Genomic DNA, 13,604 nt, shown 5'->3' on the forward strand with positions numbered 1-13,604 from the left:
TTCAGGCGGCCCACCTATCACCAGTCATTGAAGGACGCGCGATCCGGGGCGGAAATACGCACCAGCAGCCGTCGTCGTGCCGAAAGAAAAAGATTGCGCGCGGGCCGCTCGGCGCCGATGCCTCGACGTGCACATAGCGTCTCCTGTCTTCGCGCATATGCCCAAACTGAATGACGCGAATGTGCGTGTGCGGGGCAGGCGCAAGCCACTTTTCCACCAGGTAACGCAAGGACTTCTCGGCGGTATTCATGGTCATCTCCTTCGATCGCCTACCCCTCACCCGGCCGGAGACTCAAGTGCCGCGAACCGAGCCTATGCGACGGGGATGATCAGAGCGTAGACCCGGCTTTCGATTTACGATAGTTAATGTTTTTAACATTTATGATAATGTTTAATTTATATATCGTTCATCTCGAGCAACCGGGACACCGCGCACCGGTCAGGCCGCATGACCTTTGGAAATGAAACTGCGCCAGCGCGGTCGTTCAGGTCCCGCGGGTTCGAAGCACGGACCCATACCATCGACGGCCAACGCCGGCGCCGTGACGATCAGACGCCCTCCTCTCAAACCGGGCAATGCCCAGGCTACGCGGAAACGACGGTGATGGAAAAACCATCCCAGCCTTTCGACCCGACGGTTTGAATCGCAGTTGTCGACAGTTGAGGATTGGCCGCAAGCAGATCGAAATATCGCCGAACGCCAATGACGTCGGGATCACTATTGCCAACGTCCGCGACCTTACCTTTTCGCACGACGTTGTCGCCAATAATCACGGTTCCGGGTCGCGACAGTTGAAGAGACAATCGGAGATAGTCGGGATTGCTTTCTTTATCCGCGTCGATGAATACCAGGTCGAAGGGTTCCGCCTTCTCTTCAATCAGGCGCTCCAGGCTTTGGAATGCCGTTCCAAGAACGATTGAAACAACGTTTGATAACCCGGCGAATTCGATATTTTTTCGGGCAAGATTCGCATATGCCGCGTTCGATTCCAGCGATATCAACGCACCATCCGATGGCAGAGCCCGGGCCAGCCAAATCGTGCTATAACCCCCAAGCGTTCCGATTTCGAGAATCCGGCGCGCACCACGTATTTTTGCTAACAGATGAAGAAACTTCCCTTGATTAGGCGCAACGTTGATTGAGGGTAAATCCGCCTCCGCGCTGGAGACGAGGGTGGCATCCAATGCCGGGTCGGACGGCACCAGCTGGCGTGAGAAATACTCGTCCACGGTACTCCACTGTTCCTGACTCATTTCGAACCCTTCTTCCATCTATCGGGAAGGGAATTTTAAGCCCGTGAATCCGTTAGTCTTATGAAAAATCCGGCTTTGCTTATTAAATCCTGGGTGGGAAGTTACGCCGCCTCCGCCAGTTGAACGACCGTTTTGTGGACTATCGAGCAGCCGCCGTGGGTCGACCACTGAAGTTCGCCGCCGAACGGCGTTCGACCGGAAACGGCCGTTCGTGTCGAGCGGCGCAACGCGGACTCCGGCCTCGGCTACCTCGGCGGAGCGGCGGACGCTATCGCCGCGTTTAGACCGGCGAACGGGCGCCAGCGCACAAACATTCGCATCCGAAAGTCATATACTGGTTCGGTCTGCCTGCTGGACGAAGCCATGCTGACAATCGACGACATCCGGGCGATTCCGCTGTTCTCGACACTCCCTGACAACGAACTGGAACATCTCGCGCACACGTCCGCGGACCTACATCTGTGCGCGGGTGAATTCGCGGTCCATGAAGGCGGAGAGCGCGCGCTGTACGCGGTTCTCGCCGGCAAGATGGAAGTCGTCAAGACGTTCGACGGTATCGAGCGCACGCTGGGCTGGCGTCTGCCCGGAACCATCTTTGGCGAAGTGCCGCTCGCGCTGAGTTGCCCGTTTCCAGGCGCCTATCGGGCAGCGGAGCCGTCGCGTGTCATGCGCGTGGACGCTCAGCATTACTACGTACTTGCCGCGGCCTCGCAGGAAGTTGCACTCAAGATGGGCGCCCTTGCGCGCGAGCGCATTGGCGGACTGCAGGGCCTCTCCGCCGAGCCGCCCAAGGCCCGCGTGATCATGATTGGAAGTCGCTGGGACTCCGCTTGTACCGCGTTGCGCCAGTTCCTCGCCCGCAACCAGATCAGCTACGACTGGATGACGCCGGATGCGCCCGAACTGGCGGCGCGCTGGCCCGGAACCTGTCCGCCAGAGCAGGATTGCCCGGCATTGCGACTGGTCGACGGAACGGTGCTGAGCCGCCCCGCGACACGCGAGCTTGCGGAGTTGCTGGGTCTGCAGACACAGCCTCGCCTCGCCGAATACGACACGATGATCATTGGCGGCGGACCGGCCGGTCTCGCTGCGGCAGTGTACGGTGCGTCGGAAGGCTTGCGTACCGTCGTGCTGGAACGTGAGGCACCGGGCGGACAGGCCGGCACCTCGTCGCGTATCGAGAACTACCTCGGCTTCCCCAACGGTGTGTCGGGCGACGAACTGGCGAGCCGTGCATTGCAGCAGGCAAGGCGGCTCGGTGCAGAGATTCTGGTGACACGGTCTGTCGCTCGAATCGATGTCGCCGGGCGTGGTGTTTATCTCGACGGAGGCGACGTCATCCGGGCGCGAACGATCATTCTCGCGACTGGCGTCACATGGCGCCGCCTCGCGATCGACGGCTTCGACCGGTTTATCGGTAAAGGCATTTACTACGGCGCCTCACGCAGCGAAGCGAACGCCACTCACGGACTCGACGTCTATCTGATCGGCGGCGGCAACTCGGCCGGCCAGGCGGCGTTGTACTTTGCCAATCATGCGCGCATGGTTACGCTTGTCCTGCGAGGCGATTCATTGGAAAAGAGCATGTCTCGCTACCTTGTCGAGCAGCTTCAAGGAAAGTCGAACGTAGCGGTGCAACTGCGATCGGAAGTCGTCGGCGCGCACGGCGATACCCACTTGACAGCGATCGACGTGCGCGATGGGTTGAGCGCAGGGGTGCGTCGACACGACTGTGGTGGATTGTTCGTGTTCATTGGGGCGGATGCAGAGACTGAGTGGCTGCCGCCGGAAATCGCACGCGATGCGCGCGGATATGTTCTCACCGGCGACGACGTCGTCAAGGCGGGACGCTGGTCCCATAGCCGGGATCCCTACCTCCTCGAATCGAGTGTTCCCGGCGTGTTTGCCTGCGGCGATGTCAGGTTGAGTCCAGTCAAGCGGGTCGCTTCAGCGGTCGGTGAAGGCAGCATGGCGATCGCGTTTGCCCACAAATATCTACAGCACGACGCAAGATAGCACCGGGTGCGACGGAGAGGCGCATGCGCATTTGTTGTAGCGGTTTCGATTGATGTTGAACGTCCGCTTCGACAACCTTCCCGCGTTGCGGCCAAACCATCCATGCGAGCGTGTCCAGCAGGAGGCAATGGGCGCCTCCTCTCCAACCTCCCCGGCCGACTACATCCCATGTATCAGGCCGTGCGCCAACACGCGCAACTCCTGGAACTGTGTCGCCAGCTCGAAACTGAGCACGAACGCGGCGCCATAAAACACGCCGGGAAAGCGCTGCGCGAACGCCAGTATCGGTGCGGCGATGCGCGTGCGTATCGCGCCGGCGCTCATCACGTATGTGATGCCGATGCCGAGTGCCGCGCCGGCCAGCACGTCCGTCGGGTAGTGCACGCCGAGATAGATGCGCGGCAGGCCGATCAGCACTACAGCGTGCAATAGCGCGTAGATCCCCACGGGTCGCGAGGCGAGGAAAATGCCCATGGCGACCGCGCACCAGAGCATGGCGTGATCGCTTGGAAACGAGCTCCACGTTCGCAGCACCGGTTCGTCCACGTTGGCCTCCGGAAAGAACGCACGCAACGCCGGTTCATACATTGGCCGCACGCGAAACGGCAGGTAGTGTGCAAGCAGGCGGCCGGCCACCAGCGCGATGAAGCCGCTCGCGATGGCGATCACGACGAGTTCGCGCTGGTGTCGCCGGACGGCCTCGCCGTCGGGTCCTTCCGCAGGTTCGGGTCTGAACCAGACCCACCACAGCAGTGCAACCAGCACCACGCCCTTGGGCAAGTATGCGTTCACGACCGCTTCGACTGCATGGGTGAAGCCTTGCGAGGGAATGGCCACATTACTTATGGACGCGATGGCCCATGTATCGATGACGTTCATTTGTCTGTGCTCCCCTATATGCGGCAATCGATATGGCTTCATTGCCGGTCGCAGCCGTTGTCACGATGCCGTATTGCAGACATCGCCAGTGCCTGGCTACGCGGCGAAGCGCTCGATGGCCGGTAACGACAATCATCGTCTTGACATGAACATGCGGCAAGTGCGCTAGCGCATGGCGTCTCTGCCAATTGTCGGATCAGTCGCTCAGGCCTCTTCCGGAAGCATTCGCGCCAATCGCCCGTTCGCGGTCGCCGGGCACCACCGTGATGGCCGCCGTCACAGCCACCGGCACCGTCGTTTCCCTCCCTCTCGGGTTAACGTTAATTGGCTCAAACCGACGCTGTTCATTGCCGATAAGCCGCTTCAGAGCGCTCCCCAATACGGTCGCTACGCGCGTTCATCCGTCCGTCGATCGGGTGACAGCTTCCCAGGCATTGATTTCCGCGCCGAGTAACGAGAGCTTTTCCCGGACCAGACCGAGCGCATCACTTCCAAGCAGAAGATGCGATGGCGGCTCGTCGCTTTCGACAAGCGACAACGTGGCACGCGCAGCTTTCACAGGATCCCCGGGCTGCCTGCCGCGGAAACGAAACGCCTTCGCGAGAGCTTCGCGCCGCATTCAGCCTTTCCTGGATCAAAGTTCGTCTCGTCGCATTGACGGTAAATGACTGCGGCTCGCTGACACGATTCTCAATGGGGGTTTCGTGTCGGCTTCATCGTGCGCTTAGGTACTTGACGCCTTTTTTCGAGTAACGTATCGTTTTGATACGTTACTCGAACGCCGGGTCAAGGATCGCATGCATTCCCGTTTCGACCGCTTCAGAGCCTCCTCACTCGGACAACAACTGGAGGCCATGATCGTCCAGTCCGAGCGCTACATCGAGTTTGCAGCGCTTTCGCGCGTCGGCGTTGCGGCAATCGCCGCGGTCACTGACGAGATTGCGCAGAAGTTTCCAGAAGTCGAGCAGGACACAACAGCCCGTCAGTTCTGCGGCGCGATGGTCGCGGAAGTCATGCGACGGCACGGCCATGAGGTCGTCCAGCCACGGGGCCGCGTCGGCGGCTCGTGGTTCAGTTACGGAGCCGTGTTCAGCCCCAGCCCTATCAAGCTGGCGTGGCCCGACATCATCCGCGAACTTGCGTCGATGCCGGACAAGCTTTCAGCGTGCGTCACCCGCACTCCCGAGAAGCTGTGGCGCCGGCGACCGTCAGGTACGGGGTTCGCGCTCGTCGAACACGCTTGTCACCTTCGGGATCTCGACGCGATCTTCGCGGCTCGCATCGAAGCCATCCTGTCGGCGCATCTTCCTGATATCGATTCCGTGGATGGAACGGCTCTCGCGGACTCACGCAATTACGTTGAGCAGGACTTACATGCCGCTGCCCGGGCCTTCGCAAAGGCTCGGCGACGTCTGTGCACGTCGCTTGGGAAACTGACGCCCGAAGCGCTGACACGCTGCTGTCTGCGCGATGGCATTCGTCGAATGACCCTGGAGGAACTGGTTCGCGAGCTTCTGGATCATGACCGAACCCATTGTCTCGAACTCGACGAGCTTGGTGCGGCGTTGCACGTGATCCCCAACGGTCGCGAATCCCAAGGGGCCACGTGAACATCAGGGGTTCTCAACCTGTTGACCAGGCACGCTGCGGATGTCCGTCGACATGATCCAGAACTTATCGAACTTGAACGGGCATGCACGAGAGCAAATCCCGCCGTAATTGCGTGCTGCATGCAGGTCAATGAGGAGAACAAAAGCGATGCTGAAGAAAGTGACTATCGGTCTGGTCGGCGACTATAACCACTCGGTGCCGGCTCACCAGGCTATTCCCCATGCTTTGAAGCGAGCGGCGGAGACGACGGGGATCGAAGTCGAATTTGAATGGATTCCCACCGTCGAAATCACCTCGGTTTCGCGTATCTCTATGTTCGATGGAATCTGGTGCGTCCCCGCGAGTCCCTACCAGAACACTGAAGGCGCGCTGCTCGCCATTCGCCATGCCCGCGAGAGAGCAATCCCGTTTCTGGGTACATGCGGGGGATTTCAGCACGTCATCGTCGAGTACGCGCGCAACGTGCTTGGCTGGGCCGATGCAGAGCACGCGGAAACGGCGCCAGGCGCTACGCGCGCAGTCATTTCGCCACTTGAATGCGCTCTGGTTGAAACGGTGGATCGGGTTCGACTGTTTCCAGGAACCCGCATCGCTACTGCCTATGGAGTCGGCGAAACATTGGAGGGTTACCGTTGTCGCTATGGACTTAATCCCGAGTTCAGAACGTCGCTTGTTTCAGGCCCTTTACGAGTCGCCGGAGAGGATGAGGCAGGCGATGTACGCGTTGTCGAAATGGATGAACATCCGTTTTTCGTTGCGACGCTCTTTCAACCCGAGCGCGCAGCGCTCAGGGAACAGCCTGCGCCGATTGTTAACGCGTTCGTAGAAGCATGCGCAAGGCCACACTCCCTAAGCCCAACCTGAAAGCCGACGGTGGAGACTAGACCTCGCCATGCCCCGTGATCGCAATTGACGGCGACGCGAGCCCCCTCTTACTTCTGCTCGCCGGTCGCTTCGAGGATCAGATCCGCGACTTCGGTCGGATGCGACAACAGCGACACGTGACTCGACTTGAGCTCGATCGTATGCGCGCGCATCCGGTTCGCCATGAAGCGCTCCAGATCCGGGTCGATAGTCCGATCGTCAGTCGACACTGCATACCAGGTCGGCTTGTCCTGCCACGCGGCGACGGTCGTCTTCGCCATCGTGATCGCCTTGCCGATCGGCTGCTGGACCGCATAGAACGTTTCCGCTTCAGCCTTCGGCAGATCGCCGGCGAAGTCTTTCACAAATGCCGGCTCGGATAGCTTGCCGTAGCCGTCGACCGACCATTGAAGCCCCGCCGATGCGGGCGCGGCCGGGAATTTCTTCGTCAGCGCCGGATAGTCCTCACCGGCAGCCGGCGCACGCGCGGCAATGTACACAAGACCGGCGACCTTCGGATCATCGCCGGCCTGGCTGATCACCATGCCGCCGTACGAGTGCGCAACCAGCAGCGTCGGACCATCCTGTTGCGCAAGCACGCGCTTGACCGCGTCCACGTCCGCGTCGAGCGAGGTGGTCGGATTCTGCACCGCCGTCACGTGCAGGCCCCTCGCCTGCAGCAGTGGAATCACTTTCTGCCAGCTCGACCCGTCTGCAAACAGTCCGTGAACGAGTACGACATTCCTGATCGGTGCGGACGGGGCGGCGGTGCTGTCCTGCGCGAATGACGTCGTTGCACTCAGCAAGGTGACGCCGGCGAAACCGGCGAGGACAAGCGAATTCAACTTCATGAGACTTCTCCGAGAGATGTGAAGGATGAGATTCGCGGATTTCGCTCAACCGTTGCGGCGAGTCGATAGACGAACCATACCCAGCCAATCATCCCGTCGATGTTTCGGACTGCAAGCGGGCGCTGGATTCTGGTGTACGAAGGTGCAAACACAGTGTCCGGGCAAACATTCCATTCGCCGCACAGTCTTTTTTATGACGTCGACGATGCCGTGGCGCCAGGCTGTCGGAGTATTCCGAGGAAGAGGCCTGTTGCGATTCGCGAATACGCGCTCGACGCAAGGGTGTGTTAGTCATGTCGGCCTGCACTGGGCCAAGCAACGCCGCAGTCTCTTCCAGTTGCGGTTCGACTGCAGGCGGCAAGGTGTTCGCTGACTCAGGTATGCTGGCGGCTTTGGGACAGCTTCCGTTCAAGGGGAGAATATGCGGCGCGTCGTATTCAATCAGAAAGGTGGCGTAGGCAAATCGACCATTGTCTGCAACCTGGCAGCCATCAGCGCGAGCGAAGGTCTGCGCACGCTGGTTATCGACCTGGATGCCCAGGCGAATTCAAGTCAGTACCTGCTCGGCCCGCAGGCCGGTGAAGCGCATCCCACCGTCGCCGGTTTCTTTGAAACCGCGTTGACGTTCAGCTTCAAACCGGTGGAAGTCACGTCATTCATTCATCCGACACCGTTTGAAAACCTGGACGTCATGCCCGCTCATCCTGATCTGGACGCGTTGCACGGCAAACTGGAATCCCGCTACAAGATCTACAAGTTGCGCGACGCGCTCAACGAGCTCGACATGTATGACGCGATCTATATCGACACGCCGCCGGCGCTGAACTTCTACACCCGCTCCGCGCTGATCGCCGTCGAACGTTGTCTGATTCCGTTCGACTGTGATGACTTTTCCCGTCGCGCGCTTTACACGTTGCTGGAAAACGTGAAGGAGATCCAGCAGGATCACAACGTCGCGCTTGAGGTGGAGGGAATTGTCATCAACCAGTTTCAGCCTCGTGCGAGCCTGCCACAGAAGCTGGTCGACGAACTCGTCAGCGAGGGCTTGCCGGTGCTGGCTTCGCGGCTGTCTTCGTCCGTGAAGATCCGGGAATCGCATCAGCAGGCCACCCCCGTCATCCACCTCGACCCGGGACACAAACTCTCGCAGGAGTATCGGGCCTTGCATCGTGAACTGGCCGGATAGCGGGGAATCGGTAGACGGCTGGCGACGGACACTCAAGCGTCGATAGATCTCCCTTCATCGACACCTGACAGTGCTTTCGCTGTGTCTTGATAGACTTGCGCTTACGTAAAAAAACGGGGGAAAACACGTGAGCCTCGACGAATACTACAGGCGGCTGAGTCTGCCGGGCACTGCGTCGCCGGCAGACGTCAAGCGTGCGTACCGACGGCTAAGAGCGAAGTACCACCCGGATCGCAACAAGGGGCGCGAATCGGCGGTCGAGCCGGTGTTCAAGCGCATTCAGGAAGCGTTTGAGATTCTGACCGGCGAGCGTGGTCTGCCCGTGCCTATCCCGGCGGACGCATCGACCGAGCGGCGCAGCAAGCCAGCACACGCACACGAACACCGCAGCCCGCCTCCGATGCGCGGGGCGAACTGCCTGATCGAACTTTTCGTGCCGCTCGAAGCCGCGATCCACGGCGGCGAGGTCGAAGCGAGCTATTCGGTGAAGGCACCCTGTCACCCATGTCAAGAAAGGGTTTCCCAGTGCGCGGGCTGCTACGGCAGCGGTCTGTCGGTCTCGGGCATGCCCTGCATGGCCTGTGGGGGAACCGGTCGCCCGCCAGCGGGTGAGCAGTGTCAAACGTGTCTCGGTACGGGCATCAGGACCTGCCGGAAGTCCGAGACGGTGAAGGTTCCAGCGGGCGTATGGGATGGCCAGCGTCTTGTCGTCGAAGGTGGCGGCCATCCCGGGCCGAATGGTGGTCCACCGGGCGACGCGATCTTCTCAGTCGCAATTGTGTGCAGCGCGGCCTTTCGTCGCGACGGCCTGAATCTCGCAAGCGAGATTCAGGTCGATTTCGTGACAGCCACGCTCGGCGGCAACTTCGAAGCGCAGATCCTGGGCCGTGCGCACCAGATGGCGATTCCGCCGAACGCGCAGCAGGGCAGCACGATCCGTCTACCCGGACATGGACTCACGGACCGCACCGGCTCGCGCGGTGACCTGACGCTGCAATTGGTGCTCGCAATGCCGGCTGCGGCCTCACATCTCACCGACAACGAGCGGCAACGGCTGCGCGAGATGTTTGCGGACGCTGGGCGTCGAGCAATGCAGGCAATGACAGACGAGTTGCGCGAGTGAAGTGCCCCGAGCTTCGTATTGCACCGCGCCGCCGTAAAGGCAGCGCCCGGCCCAGGGAGTTGACATGGTTCCCTTCCAGTTGAAGTGACCTTGCGATTTGTCTGGCGGGAAGTCGCGACGCCATTCCCATACATTGTGGCGACGCTCACGGCGCATTGATTTTATGCTCGATATGCGTCAAGTCGAACAAGTTCTCTTCACTGCCCGGCTGATTCCCGTTATTTGGCGGCGGGACGGGTTGTGTATCGTCCTTTTGCGTCCAGTTTTCCGATTTATAATCAAGCGATTTTCCTCGGATATATCCGTACCTGTCCGACGAGATATTTGCCAACGTGGACGCGTCTTTTACGATTACTGGCCGCAGAAAGATCAGCAAATTCGTCTTCTCTCTATTCTTCGTCTCATTCCTGAACAAATACCCCAACAAAGGCACCTTTGAAATCCAGGGCAGGCTGCTGTTTCCATTGGTATAAGAGTCGCTGATCAGTCCACCCAGCACCACGATCTGACCATCGTCAGCCAGGATTGTCGACTGAAGCGCCCGCTTATTGATACTGGATCCGCCGGCGTTGTTGGAAGTTCCACTGATGACGCTTGAATCCTCCTGGTAAAGCTGCAGTCTGATTGTTCCTCCCTGATTGATCTGCGGTTTTACATCCAGCATGATCCCGACATCCTGACGATCGTAAGTATTAAACGCAGAGGCAGAAGAGGAGCTGGTCGTGTTGGTCGAATAAGTTCCGGTCTCAATCGGAATGTTGGTTCCGACAAGTATTCGGGCTTCGTGGTTGTCGAGCGTAAGCAGACTCGGAGTGGATAAGATGTTCACGTCGGAGTTTGTCTGCAGGGCCTGAAACAGACCCTTGGTGCCCAAAATATTCCCGAAGCCGGCAACTATTCCGACATTGGTTGTAGATGCAGCAAGAGTCGCGAGACCTGAAGTGGTTAACCACTGAATTCCAAACTGCCCCGTTTTATCCGACGACACCTCCATGATCAGCGATTCAATGTAGATCTGAACCTTGCGTTGATCCAGCCGGGCGATAACCGTGCTGAGATTTTTGAATACGGGTTCCGAAGCGGTGATGATCAAGGAATTGGTGGAGACATCGGCCACGATTTCCCCATTTCCTTTATCGCCATCCTGATCATCCGAATTCGGTACGGCGCCTGCGCTGGCGCCGCCCACGCCAGACGAAGCCCCCGTAGTCGTCGATGCCCCCGAAGACGTCGATGTGGTGCCACCGATACTGGGTAACGGAGGCAGTGAACCGTCGCTATTCGAAAGATGGGACGAACCTGCGCCGTTTCCCTTGGATTGCGCACTACCGTCCTTCGAATCGCCGGAGTTTGATTGGCCCAATATCTTGCGCAACGTCTTTGCGATGTCAGTGGCGTCGGCGTTTCGCAGCGTAACGATGTGGATGTTGCCTGGGGTTCGGGCAGGCGTGTCAAGCTTGATCACCAGCGCTTCCGCTTCCTTCAAACGCTCGGACTCGCCGGAGCGGAGCACGATGGAATTGGTTCGGGGATCAGCCGTCACTGTAACTTTTTGCGTCGGATCCGATTCCCCAATGGCACTCATGTCCAGCAGTTTCTGAACCTGCGGAACAGTAGTGGCCGCATCGGCGAAGTTGAGCTGCACGACATCGATATGGGGTTCCGATGCGGCGTCAATGCCGGCAATGACCGCTGCTATTCTCCGAATATTGTCCGCGTAATCAGTGACGACAATTGTGTTATTACCGGGGTAAGCGCTAACGGTATTATTGGGTGAAATCAACGGCCGAAGAATGGGCAATACACTGTTAGCAGATTCCCGGTGCAGATGAAAAACCTGTGTGACGACTTGATCGCCCTTTGCGACAGGTGCATTTCCAACATAAGTCGACACGCCTTGTAGCTTCGCGTCCGCTTCCGGCACGATCTTGATGACTCCGTGATCTTGCAATAACGTGAATCCCTGCATCCGCAACGCGGATTCCAGTGTCTTGATCGCGACCTCGTCGGATACCGGGTTTTCCGACACCAGGTTAAGTTGGCCTGTTACTCTGGGATCGACGATTATGGTTTTTCCTGTGGCCGCTCCAATTGCGCGTGCCACCTGCGCGATGTCGGTATTCGCGAAATTCATCGTGACGCTGGCCATAGACAACGGCGAGCAGAACAGAAGCGATGTACACAGAAAAACGCAAGCTGCTTTATGGAAAGATTCTCGTCTCATTTATAGCTCGATTTTCGTTTTACCAATAATTCATCGCTGAATTTGACCGGTACAATTTCGGCGCCATCTTGATTTATTTGTTTTCTGGAAAATTTTCAGCCGCAGCAATGCTTTTCATGCTTTTCGTTGCAGTGTCCCCATTTTATATGCAGACATGGCCCTCTTGATTTACGGGGAAAGTGCCAAAAGCGACAAAGTATAGCTTTATAGCGTTGTGATGATGCGGAGAATTAAATTTGACTTACTAATAGAAACTTTTAATAATATTTTGTCAATTTTCGTAAATTATCGCCGAATGCAAGGCCATCTTTTTCCGGCGACACGCTTCGCGCCCTTTTTTATTTCTATGCTCATTGACTGTAATTATGATTTTTTGTTGATCCTTAATATTTTATTCATCGAAGTGTAAGCAAGGGGGTTCCATGCGATACCCGTTTTCAGAAGAACCGTAAAGCGACAGGCGAGTATCCAGGCAGCCCAATACTTTCTTCGCGAGTCACGTCGCATGCTCCGCGCAATGCCGAACCACGCCGAACCCAGATTCAGGACCGTGACCCATTAGAGGTAATTCCAGAAATCGAAATTCACCCTTGCGGACAATGCGCTTAATTATCAGCGACCGCTTTCCTAAACTTGCTGTTACCTGGTATGGACTCGATCCCGCGCTGTCGGCGCACTGTACGAACGGTCCCGCGAGTTTGTTTGATCGCCACGAGCCAGGTGCACAACGACCGCTATGGAGAAATACGAATGGGTCGTTTGTGTCGAAATTCCAATCCAATCAAGGAGGAACGGGTCATGAACAAGGCAACCAGCACGTTAATCGCGGCCGTCGCCGCACTCACGCTGTCTGGCGGCGCTTATGCACAGAGCAACAACACGCTGGCGACTCCGAGTGTCGTGTCGCCGGCCGCCGTGCCGCCGGCCAATGCAACGAGCGGCTACGGCACGCCTGGCGTCGCCAACTCGGACAGCGGCATGAGCGCCGGATCGACGAACCCGGGCCTGCCGAATAGCACGAACAATAGCGCGACGTCCCTCACCAATGCTCCTGGGAGTCACAACACGCTGGCAACGCCGAGCGTAGTGTCGCCGGCCGCCGGCCAATAGCCGTTGTTGAAGATGACGACCGGGCGCAAATGAGCGCAAACCGACTAAGCGCTTCAAGCGCGTAAAGCGCAGTTGTCGCAGTTGTCGCAGTTGTCGCAGTTGTCGCAGTTGTAATTGTGAGCGGCGCCAGAGTTTCGCGACTGGCGAGTCCCTGATTCGCCACCCAACGTAAGAAAAACCGCTGCCCTCACGGACAGCGGTTTTTAGTTTCTCCCTGACCTTTTCCTGGCAACGGTTTGCAGCACATCGACTGTTGCATGCCCACAAAGTGATCGAATAACAGCGACTGGCGACATGCGAATGGTTGGCGATCCAGACACGGTGCGACACAACGTTTTTTTTCGCTGCCCAGTAAAATACTCAGGTAACGATCTTTCTAGCGCCAATGCGACGATAATCGGACACATTTGGGTCTGAAGTAGCGTACGAGATAACGACGATCTACTACTCCAAAGCTACGCGGGCCCTCTCATGCATGGCTGCATC

At 58.2% G+C, this 13,604-nt stretch carries 11 protein-coding genes and 1 pseudogene; 6 read left to right on the top strand and 6 right to left on the bottom strand.

Annotated features, from left to right (window positions below; all coding sequences use genetic code 11):
• Position 1: 1 nt before the first annotated feature.
• Both DSC91_RS10420 and DSC91_RS10425 read right to left on the bottom strand, forming a co-directional pair.
• Positions 2 to 250 carry a hypothetical protein gene (locus DSC91_RS10420; protein WP_115778052.1) on the bottom strand — a complete coding sequence of 83 codons (249 nt, stop codon included), beginning with the start codon at positions 248 to 250 and terminating at the stop codon, positions 2 to 4.
• 335 nt (positions 251 to 585) lie between these two features.
• Complete coding sequence (locus tag DSC91_RS10425; RefSeq protein ID WP_115779784.1) at positions 586 to 1,254, bottom strand: O-methyltransferase; 669 nt, start codon at positions 1,252 to 1,254, stop codon at positions 586 to 588.
• 363 nt (positions 1,255 to 1,617) lie between these two features.
• Here DSC91_RS10425 and DSC91_RS10430 point away from each other — a divergent pair, with 363 nt between their 5' ends.
• Positions 1,618 to 3,270 (top strand): FAD-dependent oxidoreductase, encoded by a 1,653-nt coding sequence (locus DSC91_RS10430; RefSeq protein ID WP_115778053.1) that lies wholly within the window; start codon positions 1,618 to 1,620, stop codon positions 3,268 to 3,270.
• Between the two features lie 159 nt (positions 3,271 to 3,429).
• Here DSC91_RS10430 and DSC91_RS10435 read toward each other — a convergent pair whose 3' ends face one another.
• Both DSC91_RS10435 and DSC91_RS38195 read right to left on the bottom strand, forming a co-directional pair.
• Positions 3,430 to 4,149 (bottom strand): phosphatase PAP2 family protein, encoded by a 720-nt coding sequence (locus DSC91_RS10435; RefSeq protein ID WP_115778054.1) that lies wholly within the window; start codon positions 4,147 to 4,149, stop codon positions 3,430 to 3,432.
• 397 nt (positions 4,150 to 4,546) lie between these two features.
• Positions 4,547 to 4,729 (bottom strand): annotated as a pseudogene (locus DSC91_RS38195) (short-chain dehydrogenase/reductase); the annotation flags it as partial.
• Positions 4,730 to 4,946: 217 nt separating this feature from the next.
• On the opposite strand from DSC91_RS38195, the gene DSC91_RS10445 reads away from it, so the two are divergent.
• Together DSC91_RS10445 and DSC91_RS10450 are read left to right on the top strand one after the other, a co-directional pair.
• Positions 4,947 to 5,759 carry a DinB family protein gene (locus tag DSC91_RS10445; RefSeq protein ID WP_115778055.1) on the top strand — a complete coding sequence of 271 codons (813 nt, stop codon included), beginning with the start codon at positions 4,947 to 4,949 and terminating at the stop codon, positions 5,757 to 5,759.
• A 148-nt stretch (positions 5,760 to 5,907) separates the two neighbouring features.
• Entirely contained in the window at positions 5,908 to 6,624 is a 717-nt protein-coding gene (locus DSC91_RS10450) for a CTP synthase C-terminal region-related (seleno)protein (protein ID WP_115778056.1), read from the top strand.
• 68 nt (positions 6,625 to 6,692) lie between these two features.
• On the opposite strand, the gene DSC91_RS10455 is transcribed toward DSC91_RS10450, so the two are convergent.
• Entirely contained in the window at positions 6,693 to 7,475 is a 783-nt protein-coding gene (locus DSC91_RS10455; protein ID WP_115778057.1) for an alpha/beta hydrolase, read from the bottom strand.
• A gap of 421 nt (positions 7,476 to 7,896) precedes the next feature.
• On the opposite strand from DSC91_RS10455, the gene DSC91_RS10460 reads away from it, so the two are divergent.
• Complete coding sequence (locus DSC91_RS10460) at positions 7,897 to 8,661, top strand: ParA family protein (RefSeq protein ID WP_115778058.1); 765 nt, start codon at positions 7,897 to 7,899, stop codon at positions 8,659 to 8,661.
• A 127-nt stretch (positions 8,662 to 8,788) separates the two neighbouring features.
• Positions 8,789 to 9,784: a DnaJ C-terminal domain-containing protein gene (locus DSC91_RS10465; protein ID WP_115778059.1), complete on the top strand. Its 996-nt coding sequence runs from the start codon at positions 8,789 to 8,791 to the stop codon at positions 9,782 to 9,784.
• Between the two features lie 145 nt (positions 9,785 to 9,929).
• On the opposite strand, the gene DSC91_RS10475 is transcribed toward DSC91_RS10465, so the two are convergent.
• Positions 9,930 to 12,008: a secretin N-terminal domain-containing protein gene (locus DSC91_RS10475; RefSeq protein WP_162831360.1), complete on the bottom strand. Its 2,079-nt coding sequence runs from the start codon at positions 12,006 to 12,008 to the stop codon at positions 9,930 to 9,932.
• 798 nt (positions 12,009 to 12,806) lie between these two features.
• Here DSC91_RS10475 and DSC91_RS10480 point away from each other — a divergent pair.
• The gene (locus DSC91_RS10480) at positions 12,807 to 13,118 is read left to right on the top strand and encodes a hypothetical protein (protein ID WP_115778061.1); all 312 of its coding nucleotides are present in this window, start codon (positions 12,807 to 12,809) and stop codon (positions 13,116 to 13,118) included.
• Positions 13,119 to 13,604 lie beyond the last annotated feature (486 nt).

It is taken from the genome of Paraburkholderia caffeinilytica, assembly GCF_003368325.1.
In the GTDB taxonomy this organism is placed as follows: Bacteria; Pseudomonadota; Gammaproteobacteria; order Burkholderiales; family Burkholderiaceae; genus Paraburkholderia; species Paraburkholderia caffeinilytica.